This window comes from Variovorax sp. VNK109, from assembly GCF_049445855.1.
GTDB lineage: Bacteria > Pseudomonadota > Gammaproteobacteria > Burkholderiales > Burkholderiaceae_C > JAGOCV01.
Genome location: NZ_JBMSDV010000001.1, coordinates 1 through 19,421 on the forward strand (window position 1 = coordinate 1; position 19,421 = coordinate 19,421).

The following is a 19,421-nucleotide window of genomic DNA, read 5'->3' on the forward strand; positions in this document are numbered from 1 at the left end:
GGCGAAACGGGGCCTCATGAAGCTCCAAATCGCCGTTCTGGCACCTCAAAGCACTGGATGAGAGGTGATGGTCGGTCAGGACTTCAATGCCGAGCGGCTACTGCGCGTTTGCACACAGCCTCGGCCCAAAGCAGACTATGAAACAGCCGCTCAATCGTCCCGGTCGTAGCCCATTGATCGCGGGGCTCGCGGCCAGAACCACACTCCTGCCAACATCGCAGGGGGTAGCCCTAGCAAGTATCCAGTTTTCTCTGCCACGTCGAAGACACCAATGGCGATAAGTGCCACGGCAACAAGTACTACGTACATAAAAATAAATGTGGCAATTGCAGAGGCGCACGTTCTATTGAACTTTGCCAAACGAGAAGGAGCTTTCATTCTTGAACTGTGACTGTCTTCCGTGGTCGCCAGACCAACCAAAAGGCTATTGCCGAGACAACCCCAGTGACTACTGATACTAGAAGAGTTGCTTGACCGTCACGAAGGGATAGGCCGACTGCTAACCCAGCCAACAACCCGGTGACAGACGAAGACCAAAAGTTGACGCGGTTGAAGTAGCGCAGTGCGAAGAACACTGGCAACCCGATGAAAAGTACCGCTGTCAGTGAAACAAGGTAGGAGAACGGCAGCACAGAGAGAAATAGGGCGGCCTCAACCGGTTGTCGAGCGGCCCCTGCTCCCAAGAACAAAAGAGTGGCAACCATCGCCGATACGGCAGCGGCAGCAGAAATTTTCAAAAATTGAGGCATCCGAACGTCCGCTTCTGGCCGATAGCAGAAATATTACCCAGAGCCTAAAGCAAACCCAATCCCATCACAACTTGGCTGGCACACTTTCTGCGTCTGGTCTGGATTGTGCACAATTCACACGATTAAGTGCACAATTCGGGTGCACACCGGTCTGCGGCTTGCCACCCATCCGTCCAATGTTCCAGACTGGAGTTCGCCATGAACAAGTTGTCGTCCGTGTCCTCTTTTTCCCGTCGCCGTGCGGCTGTGGTGCTGTCGCTCGGTGCGGCGCTGGCTGTCGCGCTGCCTGCCGTGCACGCGCAGTCGCCAGTTGCTTCGTACCCGGACAAGCCGGTGAAGATCATCGTGCCCTTCCCGCCCGGTGGCGCGGCGGACATGTTCGCGCGGCTCGTGGGCCAGAAGCTGTCGGAGGCCTGGGGCAACAAGCCGGTGGTCATCGACAACAAGCCGGGGGCGGGCGGCGTCATCGGCACGGAAGTAACCGCCAAGTCGCCCGCCGACGGCAGCACTTTCCTGATGGTGACCATCGGCCACGCGGTCAATCCGTTCATGTACGCCAAGCTGCCTTACGACACCAAGGCCGACCTGGTGCCGGTGGGTGTGGTGGCGCAGGTGCCGAGCATCATCGTCAGCGGCCCGGCGCTCAAGGGCAAGTCGCTCAAGGACCTGCTCGCGATGGCCAAGGCCAAGCCCGACGAGCTGCAGTACGCATCGTCCGGCACGGGCACGACGAGCCATGTGGGCGCGGCGCTGATCGAATCGATGGCTGGCGTTCAGATGACGCATGTGCCCTACAAGGGTGCAGCCCCTGCGCTGCAGGACGTGATGGGCGACCGCGTGCCGCTGTCGGTGGACATCATCACCTCGTCGCTGCCGCTGGTGAAGAGCGGCAAGCTCAACGGCGTGGCCATCACGAGCGCGAAGCGTTCTCCCAAGCTGCCCGATGTGCCCACGGTCGCCGAAGCCGGTGTGCCGGGCTACGAATTCGTGTCGTGGTACATGCTGCTGGCGCCCGCAAAAACGCCGCCCGCCATCCTGGAAAAGGTGAATGCCGAACTGCGCCGCATGGCCACGCTGCCGGACTTCCGTACCCGCATCGAGGACACGGGTGGCGAGGTGTCGAGCATGTCGCTGAAGGAGTCGAACGACTACCTGAACGCCGAGTTCACCCGCTGGGCCAAGGTGGTGAAGGACCGCAACATCAAGGCGGAATGAGTTTGAACGGAGTGAATGCCGATGCGTGATTTCAGGGGGTATGCCAACCAGCCGCCGGCCGTGAAGTGGCCGGGCGATGCGCGGGTGGCCGTGTCGTTCGTGCTCAATTTCGAGGAAGGTGCGGAATTCTCCGTGGCCGATGGAGACGCGCGCAACGAATCCGTGTACGAGGTGATCGACCCGCGCGCGGGCTGGGACCCTTGCATCGACAGCCACTTCGAATACGGCACGCGCGCAGCATGGTGGCGCATCGCCGACACCTTCGATCGCTGGCAGGCGCCGATGACGGTGAGCGCCTGCGGCCTTGCGGTGCAACGCAGCCCCTGGCTCGCGCAGGATGCCGTCGCACGTGGTCACGAGATCTCCGCGCACGGCTGGCGCTGGCAGAGCCACGCGGACATGACGCCCGAGCAGGAGCTGCAGAGCATTCTCGGCTGTGCGCACACCATCGAGGCGGTGACGGGCAAGCGTCCGGTCGGCTGGCACACGCGTTCGGCCTGCACGCCTGCCACGCGCGCCCTGCTGGTGCGCAGCGGCTTCCTGTACGACAGCGACGCCTACAACGACGACGTGCCCTACTTCGTGCAAGTGCCGGTGGACGGACGCGAGCGCAGGCACCTCGTGCTGCCGTATGCGTTCGACACCAACGACATGCAGTTCCAGCACACGCAGCGATTCGCCACCTCGGACGATTTCTCGTCGTACGTATGCGATGCGTTCGACTGGCTGCTGGAAGAAGGCGCCCACGCACCGCGCATGATGTCGGTCGGCCTGCACCTGCGGATGATCGGCCGGCCCGCGCGCATGAAGGCGCTCGCCGACATCCTCAGCCACATGCGTGCGCAGCCCGGCGCCTGGATCGCCACGCGCGAGCAGATTGCACGCCACTGGATCGCGAGCAGCGATGCGCAGCGCCAGTGACCCCGCGCCGCTGCGATACATTCATCGCATGCGGACCGAAGAAGAAGCCATCCACCAGACCCTGTCGCAAACCCTGCTTGCCGGCCGGCTCGCGCCCGGCGCGCAGCTCGTCGAGATGCGGCTGGCCGAGATCTTCGGCGTGTCGCGCGAACGCATCCGCAAAGTGCTGCACCGGCTCGGGCACGAACGGCTGCTGGACGTGATTCCCAACCGCGGATGCTTCGTGTCGAGCCCGACGCTGGTGCAGGCGCGCGAAATCTACGAAGCGCGGCGCATCGTCGAAGGCGGCATCACCGGCTGGCTGGCGGGCCGTCTCGGCCCGGCGCAACTGGAGGCGCTGCGCGAACACGGGCGGCGCGAGCACGAAGCCATGCACAAGGGCGACCGCGCGCTGTCCATCCGCCTGTCGGGCGAGTTCCACCTGCTGCTCGCCGGCTTCACCGACAGCCCGTTCGTGGTGCGCCAGTTGCAGGAACTCGTCAGCCGCACGGCGATGCTGGTCGCGTTCTTCGAGCCGGCTGCATCGTCCGAATGCGCCTGCGAGGAGCACGACGAGATCCTCCAGACACTGGCGCAGGGCGATGCAGCACGCGCGGTGAAGGCAATGCACGTGCACCTGTCGCTCATCGAGACGCGGCTGAATCCGCGCACCAGCACGCCCGCAGCAGGGGATGTGGAAGCCGAGATCGCCCGCGCGTGGGCGGCTGAACTCAAGTCCCGGAAAGCCCCAAAGAGCCGCGCCACCAGGACGCCGAAGGCGGCACCTGCGACGCCTGCGACGCCTCCGACGCCTGCGGCCCGTCCATCTCGGGCCGCGCGCGCTTCATGAACCTCCTCGTCCTGAACCCGAATTCGTCGCCCGGCATGACGGCGCAGGCCGTGGACGCGGTGCACCACGTCACGGGTGACCGGGTGCAGGCGCGGGGCGTGACGGCGATCCAGGGCCCGCCGGTCGTCGCATCGCGCGAATCCTTCGTCGCCGGTGCGTGGGCCGCGCTCGAAACGCTGAAAGCCGAACGCCCATCGGACGGCGCCGTGCTGCTGGCCTGCTTCGGTGACCCGGGCCTCGCCGCACTGCGCGAGGTATCGGACGTGCCCGTTGTCGGCATGGCAGAAAGCGCGCTCCTGGAAGCAGCAACGATCGGCAAGCCTTTCCACATCCTCACCGCCGGTCTTGCATGGGACGCGATGTTGCGCGAAACCGTCCGCCTTCACGGATGCGAGCCGCTACTCGATGGCGTCACCGTGCTCGACACCACCGGGCTCAGCATCAGCGCCGATCCGCAGGCCCACGCGCAACGCGTGCAGGCCGCGCTGGACGGCATCGCCGCACGCGGCCAGCCGACCTGCATCCTGGGTGGAACGGGATTCGCCTCGATGGCCGGCACGCTGCGTTACGGCGGCGTACTCATCGACGGCCTGGCAGCCGCCGCACGACGCGCGCTGCGACTGGCCGAAGCGGCCGAAGCACGCTAGCCAGCAGTGCGCCCTCTCAGAGCTTCTCGGTTTCGCCCGAACGCGGCTGCCACTTCATGAGCCGCTTCTCCACGCGCCCGACGATGCCGTCGAGCAGCAGCGCAAACGCCGTCAGCACCACGATGCCGGCGAACACCGTGTTCACGTCGAACGTGCCTTCGGCCTGGAGGATCAGGTAGCCCACACCGCGTGCGGAGCCGAGGTACTCGCCCACCACCGCGCCCACGAAGGCCAGGCCCACGGAGGTGTGCAGGCTGGAGAACACCCAGCTCGTCGCGCTCGGCAGGTACACCGTGCGCAGCAACTGCTTGCGGTTGGCGCCCAGCATGCGTGCGTTGGCCAGCACCACGGGGCTCACCTCCTTCACGCCCTGGTAGACATTGAAGAAGACGATGAAGAACACCAGCGTCACCGCCAGCGCCACCTTGCTCCAGATGCCCAGGCCGAACCACAGCGCGAAGATCGGCGCCAGGATCACGCGCGGCATGGAGTTGGCGGCCTTGATGTACGGATCGAGGATCGCGCTGGCCGTGGGCGCGAGCGCCAGCCACAGGCCGAATACCAGCCCCAGCACAGTACCGATGCCGAAGGCCAGCATGGTCTCCAGCAGCGTCACGCCCAGGTGGACGTAGATGTTGGCATTGCCGGGCAGGCCATCGGGAAAGAGCGCGCTTTCGCCGAAGCCGAAGGGCATGAACCACGACCAGACGCGACCCAGCACCTTGATGGGCTCGCCCATGAAGAAGGCCACGTTCTGGTTGCGCGACGCCCAGTGCCATGCCACCAGCACGACCACAAGCAGGCCGATCTGCCAGACGCGCAGGTTGCGCTCCGACGGCTTGATCACATTCCAGGGATTCATCGGATCAGGCTGCCTTCTTCAACTGCTGCGCATAGCCCTTGAGCACTTCGTCGCGCAGCACGCCCCAGATCTGGCTGTGCAGCTCCACGAAGCGCGGCTGGTTGCGCACCTCGGCCACGTCGCGCGGACGCGGCAGGTCGACGATGAATTCGCCGATGGGCCGCGTCGCCGGGCCAGCCGACAGCACCACCACGCGGTCGCTCATGGCGATGGCTTCGTCCAGATCGTGCGTGATGAAGAGCACGGCTTTCTTCTTCGCGGCCCACAGGTCGAGCACCTCGTTTTCCATCAGCTGGCGTGTCTGGATGTCGAGCGCGGAGAACGGTTCGTCCATGAGGATGATGTCCGGGTCGAGCGCGAGCGTCTGCGCGAGCGCGGTCCGCTTGCGCATGCCGCCCGACAACTGGTGCGGATAACGGTCGCCGAAACCACCCAGGCCTACGCGTTCGAGCCAGGCATTGGCCTGACGGCGCGCCTCGGCGTCCTCCATGCCCCGGTACTGCAGGCCGACCATCACGTTGTCGAGCGCGCTGCGCCATGGCATGAGCGCGTCGGCCTGGAACATGTAGCCGGCGCGGGCATTGATGCCCTGCAGCGGCTGGCCGAACACCTTCACCTCGCCCGACGACGGCGCGAGAAGACCCGCGCCGATATTCAGCAACGTGGACTTGCCACAACCCGTCGGCCCCACCACCGAGACGAACTCGCCCGCGCCGATGCGCAGCGTGGTGTCGCCGACGGCGGTGTAGCGGCGGGTCTTGTCTTCCTTGTCGCGGAAGGTGCAGGTGATGTCGAGGAACTCGAGCGCGTAGTCGGACATCGAGGCAGACATCAGGCTTTGAACTTGTCCTTGGCCTTGCGCGCGAACTCGTTCGTGTAGGTCTTGCCCAGGTCGATCTTGTCCGCCTTGATGGCAGGGTCGAAGCTGACCAGTGCCTTCAGCGCGGTGCGCGCGCCTTCCTCGGGGATCAGGCCGTCCACCGAGAACGCCTCACGCACCTTCGTGAACGATGCGAGATACAGCGCGCGGTCGCCCAGCAGGTAGTTTTCGGGCACGGTCTTGATGATGTCCGACGGGCCGGCCGTCTGCAGCCACTTCAGGCCATGCACGATGGCATTGGCCAGCGCCTGGCAGGTGTTGGGGTTCTTCTGGATGAACTCGGTGGGCGCATACAGGCAGGCCGCCGGCATGGTGCCGCCGAAGACTTCCTGCGTGCCCTTGAGCGTGCGGGTGTCGGAGACGATCTTCACTTCGCCCTTCTGCTCCAGCATGGTCATCACCGGGTCGATGTTGCTCATCGCGTCGATCTGGCCCGAGCGCAGCGCGGCCAGCGCACCGGCCGAGGTACCCACGCCGATGAAGCTGACGTCGGTGGGCTTGAGACCCACACGCGACAGCAGCAGGTTGGCGGCCATGTTTGTGGAAGAACCGGGTGCGGACACACCGATCTTCTTGCCCTTGAGGTCAGCCAGCGTCTTGTAGTTGGGCATGGCCTTGGTCGACACGCCGAAAGCAATCTGCGGTGCGCGGCCCTGCAGCACGAAGGCCTGGAACATCTGGTTCTTCGATTGCAGGTTGATCGTGTGCTCGTACGCCCCCGAGCAGACGTCCGCCGAACCGCCGACTACCGCCTGCAACGCACGGGCGCCACCTGCGAAGTCGGAAATCTCGACGTCCAGTCCTTCGGCCTTGAAGTAGCCCAGTTGCTCGGAAATCGTGAGCGGCAGGTAGTAGAACGAGGCCTTGCCGCCGACGGCGATCGAGACCTTTGTTTTCTCCAGCTTGCCCTGCGCACGCAGCGGCGGTGCAGACATGGCGGCAATGGCTGCCAGTGTGCCCAGTGCGGCGCCATTGAACGCGCGGCGGCTGACCAGGCTGGACGCAACGGTGTTGGATGTGAACCGGTTTGTTTTCATGAGTGAGCTTCCCTGTGATTTCGTGAACGCGCCAAGCGTAGCGAACGCACCGAAGCGGCGCATCGGGAACATCCCGTGGTAGGGGTTATTACGTAGGGTGCAGCAGGCGCTGCGGCAGATCAGCGATAGCCGACGAACAGGATGGCGATGTTGACAAAAAACCCGAGCGCCCAGACAGCGCTGCGGGCATTGCCGAAACCGCCGACATACAACGCGATGTAGATCAGCCGGAGCAGGACGTAAGCGAACGACAGGAGGTCCACCAGCGCCTGGTTGGCACCGAGCTGGTGGGCCACGATCACCGCGCCGATGAAGAACGGCAGGCCCTCGAAACTGTTGGCCTGCGCCGCGTCGGCGCGCGCCTGCCAGCCGGTGAGCTTGCCTTTCCAGGCACGCGGCTCGACGTTGTCATAGCCGCCGTTGTGTCGCGACCGGCCCATGGAAGGGTACTTCGCAATGCCAGCACACACGAAGGGCAGCAACGCCGCGACGAGCAGGCACCAGTAGGCGAAGGTGAAGTGATGGGTGTTCATGGCATGTCTTCCAGTGCGTTGTTCAGCGCCGGTCCACCAACGCATGGGCGATGGTGCCCAGATCCACATATTCGAGTTCACTGCCGGCGGGCACGCCGCGCGCGAGACGCGTCACATGAAGACCGCGCGCGCGCAGGCCTTCGCCGATGACATGCGCCGTCGCCTCGCCCTCGGCCGTGAAGTTGGTGGCGAGGATGACTTCCCGCACGTTGCCGTCGGTGGCTCGCTCGAACAGTTTCTGCAACCCGATGTCCTTCGGGCCGATGCCGTCGAGCGGGCTGAGCTTGCCCATGAGCACGAAGTACAGCCCCTTGTAGGCCGCCGTGCGCTCCACCGCCGACTGGTCGGCCGGCGTTTCCACCACGCACAGGCGCGTGATGTCACGTGACGGGTCGAGGCAGGTCGCACACACCTGCGCTTCGGTGAAGGTGTGGCAGCGCTCGCAGTGGCGGATGTTGAGCGCCGCCTCGCGCAAGGCCTGCGACAGATGCTGTGCACCTTCACGGTCATGCTGCAGCAGATGGAATGCCATGCGCTGGGCCGACTTCACGCCCACGCCGGGCAGGCGGCGCAGCGCCTCCACCAGCGCGCTCAGCGAATGTGCGTCGGCCATGCGGTCCTGCGGTGTGCGATCAGAAAGGCAGCTTCATGCCGCCCGGCAGGTTGGGCATGCCGGCGCTGATCTTGTTCATCTTGGCGGCGGAAGTTTCCTCGGCCTTGCGCACCGCGTCGTTGAACGCCGCGGCCACCAGGTCTTCGACCATGTCCTTGTCGTCCGAGAGCACGCTCGGGTCGATGGAGACGCGACGCACGTCGTGCTTGCAGGTCATGACGACCTTGACCATGCCGCCGCCGGCCTCCCCTTCCACCTCGATGTTGGCCAGTTCTTCCTGGGCCTTCTTGAGGTTGTCCTGCATGGCCTGGGCCTGTTTCATCAGGCCGGCGAGTTGTCCTTTGTTGAACATGAATGAATCCTTCGGTTCGGAAATGAGGGCTAGTTGGGTTTGATGCTTCCGGGCACGATTCTCGCGCCATATTCGCGCATCATCGACTGCACGAACGGGTCTGAATGGATGACTTCCTCGGCCTGTCGCTGGCGTTCGGCGGCAGCGGCGGCATTGCGACGCGCGGGACTATCCGAAACACGGCCGATCTCCACGGCAAGCCGCACGGTGTTGCCAGCCGCGTGCAATGCTGTCTGGAGGCGTTCGCGGCTCACAGGCTGGTTCAGTGATTCGCGCTCCACGCGCAGCAGCCATTGGTCGGTGTCGCGCGCCACCAGCTGCGACTGCAGCGCGAGTTCACGCACGAGCGCCGTCACTGCTTCGGCCGCCACGAGCTGCTGCACGGTGGAATACCAGAAGTTGCCTTCTTCGGTAGGCACGAGTTGCGCGGCTGCCGACTGCGCGGCCACCACGTCCTGCCGCGATTCGGATTGCTGGCGCACGGGCACCTGCATGAGCGGCGCGGCGGCGCGGTCGGCGGAATCGCTTGCAGGTGCCACAGGGCGACCGGGCAACGCGCGTGGCTCGACGACCGGGACGACGCGGCCTTGCGGTGAAGCAGGTCGCGATTCAGGTGCCCCCTGGGCTTGTGGCGAAGGTGTCGCACGATCCTCGGTCCGCGCCTGCATGGCGGGAGCGGCAGCGGGGGCACGGGCTGGCGCAACCGGTGCAACCGGCGCAACTGCCTGCGCCCGTGGCTCACTCAGAGTTTTTTTTTCAGCCGAGGCGGTGTTGCCCGAACCTGCTGATTTGAAGGCCAGCAGCCGCAGCAGCACCATGGTGAGCGCCGCATATTCATCGGGCGCGAGGCCCAGCTCGGCGCGGCCGTGCAGGCACATGCTGTAGAGCAGTTGCGTTTCGTCGGCGGGCATCAGCGCGGCCAGACGCGCAATCTCGACGACCTCCGCATCCGCACTTTCGACCGGCTTTGCGACCGCCTGCAGCACCGCCATGCGTTGCAGCACCGTGCTCATTTCTTCGAGCGTGGAGGCGGCGGACAGGCCGTTCACCCGCAACTGTTCGGACGTTTCGACGACCGTGCGTCCGTCGCCCTGCGCGAGTGCGTCGATCAGGCGGAACACATAGCTGCGGTCCACGCTGCCGAGCATCTGGCGCACGGCAGCTTCCTCGAGCTTGCCGGAGCCGAACGCGATCGCCTGGTCGGTGAGCGACAGCGCGTCACGCATCGAACCGCGCGCGGCGCGCGAGATCAGGCGCAAGGCTTGCGCGTCGGCGGACACGCTTTCGTTCTGGAGCACGTTGACCAGATGCTCGTTCACCGTCTCGGGCGCCATCGGCCGCAGGTTGAACTGCAGGCAGCGCGACAGCACGGTCACCGGCACCTTCTGCGGATCGGTGGTGGCGAGCACGAATTTCAGATACTCGGGCGGCTCTTCCAGCGTCTTGAGCATCGCATTGAACGCGGTGTTGGTGAGCATGTGCACTTCGTCGATCATGAAGACCTTGAAGCGCCCCTGCACCGGCTTGTAGACCGCCTGTTCCAGCAGGCCCTGCACCTCATCCACACCACGGTTGGACGCCGCGTCGAGCTCGGTGTAGTCGACGAAGCGGCCTGCGTCGATGTCGGTGCAGGCCTGGCACACGCCGCAGGGCGTGGCGGTGATGCCGCCCTGCCCATCGGGCCCCTGGCAGTTCAGCGACTTGGCCAGGATGCGTGACACGGTCGTCTTGCCCACGCCGCGCGTGCCGGTGAACAGGTACGCATGGTGCAGCCGCTGCTGCGTCAACGCGTTGGTGAGCGCCTGGACCACGTGCTCCTGCCCCACCATTTCGGAGAAATTCCGGGGGCGGTATTTGCGGGCCAGCACGAGATAGGACATCCGTGCATTCTACGGGCCGGGCCGGCCCCGTCCGGACAGCTCACAGCCTTCATCGCGGATAATCCCCGCCATGAGTTCCCCCTCCAAGAGCCATGGCACGCCCTCGTCCGCCGACACGCTGAGCTATGAACAAGCCGGCGTCAATTACGACCTGATCGACCCGCTGAAGGTCACCGCGCAGCGCGCCGCCGCAGCCACCGCATCGCATCTCACCGCCCACGGCTTCGCCGAAGTCGCGGCATCGCGCGGCGAATCGGCCTATGTCGTCGATGTGGGCCCGTTCTACATGGCGAGCATCGTCGAATGCCTGGGCAGCAAGGCACTCGTTGCCGACGAGATGGCCAGGCTCACCGGCAAGAGCTACTACGACGGCATCGCGCAGGACACCATTGCCATGGCCATCAACGACCTGATCACCGTCGGCGCAACGCCGCTCGTGGTGCAGGCCTACTGGGCCGCCGGCGGCAGCGACTGGTTCGGCGACGCCCAACGCGCGCAAGCCCTCGTGGCCGGCTGGAAGAAAGCCTGCGACACCTGCGCCGTGGCCTGGGGCGGTGGCGAAACGCCGGCGCTGGCGGGCATCGTGGAAGAAGGCCGCATCGACCTGGCCGCTTCGTGCACCGGTCTCATCAACCCCAAGGAACGCCTGTCGGTCGGCGACAAGCTCGGCGCGGGTGACGCCATCGTGCTGCTGGCCTCGAGCGGCATCCACGCCAATGGCCTGAGCCTCGCGCGCAAGCTGGTCGAACGCCTGCCCGATGGCTACCTGACCGAAGTGCAACCGGGTCTGACCTACGGCGACGCCCTGCTCGCCCCCACCGTGCTCTATTCACCTGTGACCGAAGCGCTGTACAAGGCCGGCGTGCGACCGCACTACTGCGCCAACATCACCGGCCACGGCTGGCGCAAGCTGCTGCGCCATCCGTCCGAACTGACCTACCGCATCCACACCGTGCCCCCGGTCACGCCCGTGCTGAAGTTCATGCAGCAGCATGCGAAGCAGGACGACCGAGAGGCTTACAGCACGCTCAACATGGGCGCAGGCTTTGCGATCTTCGTGAAGCAGGAAGACGCGCAGCGCACGGTAGACGTCGCCAAAGCCTGCGGCATCGACGCCATCGTTGCCGGGCAGGTGCAAGCCGGGCCGAAGCAACTCGTCATCGAGCCCCTGAATATCACCTTCGGCAACGACGATTTGCAACTGCGCTGAAAAGCGCGCGGGCCGCGTCGCCTACAATCGCGGGTGACGGGCCTCCCCGCATGGTGAAGCGGCCAACCGGGTCAGGTGGGGAACCAAGCAGCCCTAACTGTGTAGCCAGTGCCGGGGGTAAGGCTCGTCACCTCCAGTCGATTCTTCCGTATCCGTCTCCTTTGCGAGTACGGCCTCTCGCTTGGAGCTTCTCCTCATTCGAAGACATTCATGGTTCGGCAACCAGATCGCAAATTATTCAATAATTCAAATATAATTGAATAATGGAAGAACAAGACGTTGTCACGGCCCTTGCGGCCCTTGCCCAGCCGGTTCGCCTTCGGGTGTTCCGCGCCCTCGTGGTCGCCGGTGCTGGAGGGCTGACACCATCGGCCATGAGCGAGGCGCTTGCGGTCGCCCCCACGTCCCTGTCGTTCCACCTCAAGGAACTGACCCACGCCCGACTGGTGACACAGGTGCGCGACGGTCGGAACCTCATCTACCGCGCCGCGTTCGGCGAGATGAACGCCCTCATGGGCTACCTGACCGAGAACTGCTGCCAAGGCGAGGACTGCGCCGTGTCCTCCGCTTCTTGCGCCTGCTGACCGGTTTCCGCATGACCACCAACGTCCTCATCCTCTGCACACACAACTCGGCCCGCAGTGTTCTCGCAGAGGCCATGCTGAATCACTGGGCGGCCAAGCTCGGGGCTGACATCCGGGCCTACAGCGCGGGAAGTTCGCCGAGCGGTCGCATCAACCCGCTCGCCCTCGATGTCCTCGAGGCCGCTGGCGTGTCCACCGAGGGTGCCCGGAGCAAGAACTGGGACGAGTTCGCCAGTGAGTCCGCACCGCACATGCGGGTGGTCATCACCGTCTGCGACAGCGCCGCGCAGGAGGCATGCCCCTTCTGGCCCGGTGGCCCCGTCAAGCTGCACTGGGGCTACCCCGACCCATCCAACGCTCCGGGCGATGACGAGGCCCGCCGGCAAGCCTTCGAGGTGACCCGCCAAGCCATCGGCTACCGGATGCTCCAGCTTGCCCAGCTCAAGGATATCGAGGCCATGCCCGATGCCGACCTGAATGCAGCCCTTACGGCCATCGAGCGCGGCTAGACCATGAACGTCGCTGTACCTGCTCACACGACGCCTGCGGCCTCCATGAGCCTGTTCGAGCGGTTCCTGACGCTCTGGGTGTTCCTCTGCATCATCGTCGGCATCGGCCTGGGGCAGTTGTTCCCCGGTGTGGCACGTGCCGTCGGCAGCCTTGAGGTTGCCCGCGTGAACATCCCGGTAGGCCTGCTCATCTGGGTGATGATTGTTCCGATGCTCCTGCGCGTGGACTTCGCGGCCCTCAGCGGGGTCCGCAGCCACTGGCGTGGCATCGGCGTAACCCTCTTCGTGAACTGGGCTGTCAAGCCGTTCTCGATGGCGTTCCTCGCGTGGCTGTTCGTGCGGCAGGTGTTCGCGGAGCATCTGCCCGCAGACCAGCTCGACAGCTACGTGGCGGGACTCATCCTGCTCGCCGCTGCGCCCTGCACGGCGATGGTCTTCGTGTGGAGCCGCCTCACCGGGGGCGACGCGAACTTCACGCTCTCGCAGGTGGCCCTGAACGACACCATCATGGTGTTCGCCTTCGCCCCCATCGTGGGCCTGCTGCTGGGCCTGTCGGCCATCACCGTGCCGTGGGACACGCTCGTGACCTCGGTGGTGCTCTACATCCTCGTCCCGGTGGTCATCGCGCAGGTGTGGCGAGGTCGTCTGCTCCGTGCTGGCGGCGAGGTGTTCGAGCGCACGTTGGCCCGCATCGGCCCTTGGTCCATCGGGGCGCTGCTGCTCACCCTCGTGCTGTTGTTTGCGTTCCAGGGCGAGGCCATCCTGCAGCAGCCGCTCGTCATCGCCATGCTGGCGGTACCCATCCTCATTCAGGTGGTGCTGAACTCGGGGCTGGCCTACGTGCTCAACCGCGCCGCCAAGGAACCGCACAGCATCGCGTGCCCGTCGGCGCTCATCGGGGCCTCGAACTTCTTCGAGCTGGCCGTGGCCGCTGCCATCAGCCTGTTCGGGTTCCAGTCCGGCGCAGCCCTTGCGACCGTCGTGGGCGTTCTCATCGAGGTGCCGCTGATGCTGGCCGTGGTCAAGGTCGTGAACTCGACACGTGTCTGGTACGAGCACCCGAGGGCGAGAGAGGGCAGGTGAACTGATGAGCAGCAGGGTCGCCCGTACCACTGTGCTGCTCGGCATCACTCAGACTATCGCGTGGGCCTCGACCTACTACCTGCCCGCGATGGTCACCACCTCGATGGCGAGGGACATCGGCGCGGAGTCGAGCGTGCTGTTCGGCGCCTTCTCCTTCGCTCTCGTCGTCTCTGCGCTGGTCGGCCCGGCGGCCGGAAAGGCCATCGACGTTTTCGGCGGCAAGCGGGTGCTGCTGACGACCAACATCATGTGTGCAGGTGGCCTCGTGCTGCTCGGAGCCGCGAACGACGTGCTGATGGTGTTCCTTGCGTGGATGCTGTTGGGCTTCGGGATGGGGGCGGGTCTGTACGAGGCCGCGTTCGCCACCGTCGTGCGCCTCTACGGCCACAACGCCCGGCGCAGCATCACCGGCATCACGCTCTTCGCAGGGTTCGCCAGCACCGTCGGCTGGCCGCTGACCGCGTACCTGGAGGCCCGCTACGGATGGCGTGTGGCCTGTTTCACCTGGGCGGGGGCACACCTTCTGCTCGCGCTGCCGCTGAACGCACTGCTTCCCGGCGGAGGTCTGGCGACAGCGCCCCAGCATGATGGCGCGCACGCCGTGGCTCCTGCGCCGCCCTTGCTGGCGTCCGGAGTCCTGGCCTTCGTGTTCGCCGCAGGATGGTTCACGAGCACGGCGATGGCCACCCACCTTCCAACACTGCTGATGACTGGGGGAGCCTCGATGGCTTCGGCAGTGGCGGCAAGTGCCCTCGTCGGCCCCGCTCAAGTCGCTGCGAGGCTGCTGGAGTTCGGCTTCATGCGCCGGCTTCACCCGCTCGTCTCGGCTCGCCTTGCCTCGGTCGCACACCCCATCGGGGCGGGTGTGCTGCTCGCTGGCGGTGCCGCAAGTGGTGGCTTGTTCGCGTTGCTCCACGGTGCGGGGAACGGCATCCTGACCATCGCCAAGGGCACGCTACCGCTCGCGTTGTTCGGGCCAGCGGGCTACGGCGCGAGGCAAGGGCTGCTGATGGTGCCCGCGCGAGTCGCGCAGGCAGCAGCCCCGTGGGCGTTCGGGCTGTGCGTTGCTGCATGGGGAGCGAAGGCATTGTGGCTGACCAGTGCATTGGGGCTGGCATCGTTCTTCATGCTCGGGCTCATGAGGGGTACGACTGGACGTGCAGGTATCGCTGACGACACATGAGTCCGCACCACTCCCCGAACGGAAGTCAGAGCACGAGAAACGCCGCGCCGGCAATCGCCGTCGGCACCAACGCGCCGAGCAAAAGCCCACCGATGCTGATCGTTTCGTGCGTGAAGCCCTTCTTCAGCAGCGCGACGCCCGCCGGATTCGGCGCATTCGCGATGACCGTCAAGCCCCCGCCGGCCACGGCGCCTGCCACCAGCATGTACTTCGTCTCGTCCGCAATGCCTGTGATGAGCGAACCCAGATAGGTCAGCGCCGCGTTGTCCGTGATGGCCGTGAGGGCCATGGCACCGAAGTACAACTCCAGCGGCGCCAGGCTGCTGACCACCGGCTGCAGCCACCAGGCCTGCATGCCGCCGAGCACCACGAGGCCTGCGAGGAAAAAGCCCACGAGCAGCGCCTCGCGCAGCACCGGCGGGCTCTGGTAGCGCTCATAGGCCTGCATGAAGCCGAAGAACATGAGGAAGAGCGCGAGAAAGATCACCGGATGGTGTGCAAAGACCACGATGCCTGCGAGCAGCACCGTGTGCACCAGCACCACCGGTAGCGGCACGGGCGCATCGTGCTGCGTGCCGTCGGGGTTGCCGTCGACGAGGTGCCGCCGCAACATCAGCGTCGCCAGCGTCGCGTTGATGACAACCGCAATCGCAGCCTTCCAGCCGAAATTGCTGAACATGAAAGCGCTGTCCCAGCCCCAGACGTTGGCCACCATCAGCACCGGCGGCGCGGCGAACGAAGTCAGCGTGCCGCCAATCGAAATGTTCACGAAGAGGACACCGAGCGCGAAATACTTGGGACCGCTGGGCATCAGGGGCCTGAAGACCTGCGGCGCGAGCATGAGGGCTGCAATCGTCATGGCGGCCGGCTCCGTCACCAGCGAGCCGAGCAGCGGTACGGCGGCGAGCCCCAACCACACTGTCGCCACATGGGTTTCGACCGGCATGCGTCGCGCGACCGCATGCAGTGAGCGCGTGACGGTCTGCATGATCGGCCGCGATGCCGCCACGACCATGACGGCCACCACGAACAGCGGCTCGGTGTAGTTGCGGCTTTCCGCATACTGGATGGCCGCGCCGCCGTCCACGGCCAGCGCCATCGCGATCACGAGGACGATGGCCCAGAAACCGAAGACGACTTCGACCTCGCCGAGAAGGTGGAAGACACCCGCATGGCGCTCGAAACGGCGCGAAAGCCGCTCGAACTGCTTGGCGAGGAACGTGTGGAGAAGCGCTAGCGCGAAGATGCAGGCCGCGATGGCCTCGATAGGGGTGGGTGTCATGGACAGAGTCGACAAAACCGCGAGGCGGCCCGACCTTCGCTACACCTGACACGCCGGCTGGCATGTCACCCGGGCGCTATTCTAGGGGAGTCGCCCGGGCGAGCGTAGACGCGGGGTTTCTAGCCGTCCGGATCGGCCACCGACAGGACGCGCTTGAGCTGGTCCAGGTCCACGGGCTTGGTGATCACGTGATCGCAGATGGCGAGCATGAGTTTGTAAACCATCGCCTGCGCGTCTTCACCCGTCATCGCGATCAGGGTAACTTCGCCCCGGAACTTCCGCCGCAGTTGTCGCCCGAGTTCCACGCCGTTCATGCCGGGCATGTGCAGATCCAGCAACACGCATTCCGGACGGTGTTCATCTGCCAGTGCAAGCGCCTGCTCGCCCGACGTGGCAGGAAAGGCGTCGTAGCCCAGACCCCGGAGGTACTCGGCCAAGATCTGTGCGGTGGATTCGTGGTCATCAACGACGAGCACGCAGAGGTGATGTGTCGCTGCTGGCATCGCCTGAAGGTAAGCGGTGGCGGGACCGGAATGCGTAGGACAAGGGCGCTACCTCAGGGCAAAAAAGAACGTCGTCCCCTCGCCGACCACCGACTGCCCCCACACACGCCCCCCGTGGAGCGAAACGATGCGCCGCACGGTCGCCAGGCCGATGCCGGTGCCGGGGAAGTCGTCCGCCGCGTGCAGGCGCTGGAAGGTGCCGAACAGCTTGTCCGCGTACGCCATGTCGAACCCCGCGCCGTTGTCGCGCACAAAAAACACGGGCGAGTCACTGTCCGCCGTCGCATCGCGCCCGAATTCGATGAGGGCCGCGGGTTGCCTGCCGGTGAATTTCCATGCATTGCCCAGCAGGTTCTCCAGCATGGCGCGCAGGAGACGTGGATCGCCCTCGACAACCAGGTTGTCCTGAACGGTCACGCTGACGTGCCGCCGCGGTTCACTCTCGGCCAGGGTGGTCAGCACTTCGCCGGCCACGGCGCTCATGTCCACTGCCGCCATCTGGACCTTCGTGCGCGACAGTTGCGCCAATGACAGCAAGGCTTCGATCAGGTCGCTCATGCGCGTGGTGTTGGCGCGGATACGCGCCAGGTTGTGCGCCACTTGCGGCGATGCGTTCTCGCCCAGCGTGCGGCTGAGCAGGTGTGCGAACCCGTTGATGGAATTCAGCGGGCCGCGCAGGTCATGCGACACCGTGTAGGAGTAGGCCTCGAGTTCACGATTTGCCTCCTGCAACTGGGCCGTGCGTTCACGCACGCGCTCTTCCAGACCGGTATTGAGGCGTCGCACTTCGTCCTCGGCGCGCTGTCGCTCATGCACCTCGTGCTGCAATTCGACATTGATCTCGCGTTGACGCTCCAGTACTTTTTCGAGTTGTCGCAACACGAGCGCGCTGGCCGTGGTGATGACCGAGTTCACGAACAGGAAGTTGAGCGTGATGATGAACCAGCGGAACAACGGCACCTGCGTAACGCCGGGCAATGGCAGGTCGAGGTTGGCCAGGTAGCCGATGCCCATGAGCGTGATGCCGTTCACCAGCAACGAAAGCACCGACGCCCGCAGCCCCAGCAACACCGAGGCCATGACGGGAAAAGCCATCATGTAGATCAGCGCCACGACACCCACCGAGATGACGAACCAGGTGCCCAGCGCGTAGATGAGGAGCACGAAGCCCCAGGCACGGATGCGGTAGGGCCAGTGGCGCATGCGCCAGAGGGCGAACAACGTGGCCAGCGCGGCCACATCGACCACGACGATCGAGGGCGCGTCGTTGCGGACGGCCGAAATGACACTGGGAATCGCGACGACGGACCCGCAGATCAATGCATACCGCAACATGGTGGCCAGGAAGTCCTCGAGCCACTGCGCCATTCCCTTCACGTCGGATTCCGCTGTCAAAAGCTTCGCCCCCGTCGTCATTACGACGTTGGTTGTAACCCATCCGCTGCAATTCCCCAAGAGGAATGGGCGCGATCCCCGGGAATCAGGGCACCCTGCCGAACCACACCATGGACAGGATGGCCCCGGTCAGCGCGAACAGCGCTGCCAACACGGAAAGCAGGCCGGCCACTTCCGTTTCGCGTGTCTGCACCTGCAACGTGGAGCCCAGGTTGGCGTAGACGCTGCGCAGCGCTTCGGCGGTGCCCGCGTAGTGGTATTCGCCACCCGTCATGCGCGCCACTTCCTTCAGGGTGGGCTCGTCCAGCCGCAGGTACATGGGCATGCCCTCTGCGGTCAGCGCTTCGCCATCGACGGTGCCCAGGCCCACCACGTAGATGCGGACACCGCGGTCGGCCGCCAGCTTTGCGGCTTCGAGCGTGTCCACGCCCGTGGTGCGGCGGCCGTCGCTCAGGAGGATGATCGCGGCGGAGTTGTAGGAACCCGGTGCGACGGGCGTGATCTCCTTCGGCGGTGGCTTGGCCTGCGCATCCAGGCTCTTGCTGCGTATGCCGCCCTTCTGGTTGCGGCCGAAGGTCATCTCGCCCACGTCGAGCCCGTGGTCCGGGAAGAGTTCGTTCAGGCTGACCACGATGGCGTTGCCCACGGCCGTGCCCATCTGCATCTGGAAGCCATCGATCGCGGTCACCAGCAGTTCCCGGTCCAGCGTCGCGGTCTGTGCCACCTGGCTGCTGCCTGCGAATGTGACGAGGCCGACCTCGATGTTCTTGGGCAGGTCCTGAAGGAATGACTTGGCGGCCTCCTGCGCTGCCACCATCCGGTTCGGTTTGACGTCGGTGACACGCATGCTGAGCGACACGTCGATGGCCAGCATGATGAGCGAGCGCGTCCATGGCAGCGTCACCCGTCCCACGGGCCGCGCGGCAGCCAGCAGCAGCAGCGCGAAGGCAAGAAAAATCAGCAGCGGAGGAATGTGCCTGCGCCAGTTGCGACGCGCCGCAGCCTGCACGATGCCGACGCTGCTGTAGCGCAGCGCTGCCCTGTTGCGCCGTCGCAGGAGCCACAGATAGGCCAGGGGCAGCAGCGGCAGGGCGAGCAGCAGCCAGAGGTACTGGGGCCATAGGAAGAACATGGGCGGGTTCCTGCGCCACGAA

The 19,421-nt window shown here is 65.3% G+C and carries 20 protein-coding genes and 1 other RNA gene; 10 read left to right on the top strand and 11 right to left on the bottom strand.

What is annotated here, in order from left to right; all coding sequences use genetic code 11:
* Nucleotides 1-947: 947 nt before the first annotated feature.
* The 4 genes from ACO2Q9_RS00005 to ACO2Q9_RS00020 are packed head-to-tail and all read left to right on the top strand — an operon-like array spanning nucleotide 948 to nucleotide 4,361.
* The gene (locus ACO2Q9_RS00005) at nucleotides 948-1,964 is read left to right on the top strand and encodes a tripartite tricarboxylate transporter substrate binding protein (RefSeq protein WP_423307026.1); all 1,017 of its coding nucleotides are present in this window, start codon (nucleotides 948-950) and stop codon (nucleotides 1,962-1,964) included.
* 21 nt (nucleotides 1,965-1,985) lie between these two features.
* Nucleotides 1,986-2,885, top strand: coding sequence for a polysaccharide deacetylase family protein (locus tag ACO2Q9_RS00010; RefSeq protein ID WP_423307028.1), 900 nt, complete (start codon nucleotides 1,986-1,988; stop codon nucleotides 2,883-2,885).
* A 28-nt stretch (nucleotides 2,886-2,913) separates the two neighbouring features.
* On the top strand, nucleotides 2,914-3,714 hold the full coding sequence (locus tag ACO2Q9_RS00015) for a GntR family transcriptional regulator (RefSeq protein ID WP_423307030.1): 801 nt from the start codon (nucleotides 2,914-2,916) through the stop codon (nucleotides 3,712-3,714).
* Complete coding sequence (locus ACO2Q9_RS00020) at nucleotides 3,711-4,361, top strand: aspartate/glutamate racemase family protein (RefSeq protein ID WP_423307032.1); 651 nt, start codon at nucleotides 3,711-3,713, stop codon at nucleotides 4,359-4,361. The genes ACO2Q9_RS00015 and ACO2Q9_RS00020 overlap by 4 nt, the downstream gene beginning before the upstream one ends.
* Before the next feature lie 16 nt (nucleotides 4,362-4,377).
* On the opposite strand, the gene ACO2Q9_RS00025 is transcribed toward ACO2Q9_RS00020, so the two are convergent.
* From ACO2Q9_RS00025 to dnaX, 7 genes are all read right to left on the bottom strand, one after another.
* The gene (locus ACO2Q9_RS00025; protein WP_423307034.1) at nucleotides 4,378-5,223 is read right to left on the bottom strand and encodes an ABC transporter permease; all 846 of its coding nucleotides are present in this window, start codon (nucleotides 5,221-5,223) and stop codon (nucleotides 4,378-4,380) included.
* A 4-nt stretch (nucleotides 5,224-5,227) separates the two neighbouring features.
* Nucleotides 5,228-6,043 carry an ABC transporter ATP-binding protein gene (locus ACO2Q9_RS00030; RefSeq protein ID WP_423309849.1) on the bottom strand — a complete coding sequence of 272 codons (816 nt, stop codon included), beginning with the start codon at nucleotides 6,041-6,043 and terminating at the stop codon, nucleotides 5,228-5,230.
* Between the two features lie 11 nt (nucleotides 6,044-6,054).
* Nucleotides 6,055-7,038 (bottom strand): ABC transporter substrate-binding protein, encoded by a 984-nt coding sequence (locus ACO2Q9_RS00035; RefSeq protein ID WP_423309851.1) that lies wholly within the window; start codon nucleotides 7,036-7,038, stop codon nucleotides 6,055-6,057.
* A gap of 221 nt (nucleotides 7,039-7,259) precedes the next feature.
* A complete protein-coding gene (locus ACO2Q9_RS00040) occupies nucleotides 7,260-7,673 on the bottom strand; it encodes an MAPEG family protein (protein ID WP_423307036.1) in 414 nt (137 codons plus the stop codon).
* A 22-nt stretch (nucleotides 7,674-7,695) separates the two neighbouring features.
* A complete protein-coding gene (gene recR / locus ACO2Q9_RS00045) occupies nucleotides 7,696-8,286 on the bottom strand; it encodes a recombination mediator RecR (protein ID WP_423307038.1) in 591 nt (196 codons plus the stop codon).
* 19 nt (nucleotides 8,287-8,305) lie between these two features.
* Complete coding sequence (locus ACO2Q9_RS00050; RefSeq protein ID WP_423307041.1) at nucleotides 8,306-8,638, bottom strand: YbaB/EbfC family nucleoid-associated protein; 333 nt, start codon at nucleotides 8,636-8,638, stop codon at nucleotides 8,306-8,308.
* A gap of 29 nt (nucleotides 8,639-8,667) precedes the next feature.
* Entirely contained in the window at nucleotides 8,668-10,518 is a 1,851-nt protein-coding gene (gene dnaX / locus ACO2Q9_RS00055) for a DNA polymerase III subunit gamma/tau (RefSeq protein ID WP_423307043.1), read from the bottom strand.
* Nucleotides 10,519-10,588: 70 nt separating this feature from the next.
* On the opposite strand from dnaX, the gene ACO2Q9_RS00060 reads away from it, so the two are divergent.
* The 6 genes from ACO2Q9_RS00060 (at nucleotide 10,589) to ACO2Q9_RS00085 (ending at nucleotide 15,087) form a co-directional block, all read left to right on the top strand.
* Nucleotides 10,589-11,728, top strand: coding sequence for an AIR synthase-related protein (locus tag ACO2Q9_RS00060; protein ID WP_423307045.1), 1,140 nt, complete (start codon nucleotides 10,589-10,591; stop codon nucleotides 11,726-11,728).
* A gap of 35 nt (nucleotides 11,729-11,763) precedes the next feature.
* Nucleotides 11,764-11,860: signal recognition particle sRNA small type (ffs, locus tag ACO2Q9_RS00065), an RNA gene on the top strand.
* A 131-nt stretch (nucleotides 11,861-11,991) separates the two neighbouring features.
* Nucleotides 11,992-12,312 (top strand): ArsR/SmtB family transcription factor, encoded by a 321-nt coding sequence (locus tag ACO2Q9_RS00070; protein ID WP_423307047.1) that lies wholly within the window; start codon nucleotides 11,992-11,994, stop codon nucleotides 12,310-12,312.
* Nucleotides 12,313-12,323: 11 nt separating this feature from the next.
* Nucleotides 12,324-12,821, top strand: a complete 498-nt coding sequence (locus tag ACO2Q9_RS00075; protein WP_423307049.1) for an arsenate reductase ArsC — start codon at nucleotides 12,324-12,326, stop codon at nucleotides 12,819-12,821.
* 3 nt (nucleotides 12,822-12,824) lie between these two features.
* On the top strand, nucleotides 12,825-13,904 hold the full coding sequence (gene arsB, locus ACO2Q9_RS00080; RefSeq protein WP_423307051.1) for an ACR3 family arsenite efflux transporter: 1,080 nt from the start codon (nucleotides 12,825-12,827) through the stop codon (nucleotides 13,902-13,904).
* A gap of 4 nt (nucleotides 13,905-13,908) precedes the next feature.
* Entirely contained in the window at nucleotides 13,909-15,087 is a 1,179-nt protein-coding gene (locus ACO2Q9_RS00085; RefSeq protein WP_423307053.1) for an MFS transporter, read from the top strand.
* 25 nt (nucleotides 15,088-15,112) lie between these two features.
* Here the strand turns inward: ACO2Q9_RS00085 and ACO2Q9_RS00090 are convergent, their stop codons facing one another.
* From ACO2Q9_RS00090 to ACO2Q9_RS00105, 4 genes are all read right to left on the bottom strand, one after another.
* The gene (locus tag ACO2Q9_RS00090; RefSeq protein ID WP_423307055.1) at nucleotides 15,113-16,369 is read right to left on the bottom strand and encodes a putative Na+/H+ antiporter; all 1,257 of its coding nucleotides are present in this window, start codon (nucleotides 16,367-16,369) and stop codon (nucleotides 15,113-15,115) included.
* A 119-nt stretch (nucleotides 16,370-16,488) separates the two neighbouring features.
* Complete coding sequence (locus ACO2Q9_RS00095) at nucleotides 16,489-16,872, bottom strand: response regulator (RefSeq protein WP_423307057.1); 384 nt, start codon at nucleotides 16,870-16,872, stop codon at nucleotides 16,489-16,491.
* A 48-nt stretch (nucleotides 16,873-16,920) separates the two neighbouring features.
* A complete protein-coding gene (locus tag ACO2Q9_RS00100) occupies nucleotides 16,921-18,267 on the bottom strand; it encodes a sensor histidine kinase (protein ID WP_423307059.1) in 1,347 nt (448 codons plus the stop codon).
* Nucleotides 18,268-18,352: 85 nt separating this feature from the next.
* The gene (locus ACO2Q9_RS00105) at nucleotides 18,353-19,399 is read right to left on the bottom strand and encodes a VWA domain-containing protein (protein WP_423307061.1); all 1,047 of its coding nucleotides are present in this window, start codon (nucleotides 19,397-19,399) and stop codon (nucleotides 18,353-18,355) included.
* Nucleotides 19,400-19,421: the final 22 nt, after the last annotated feature.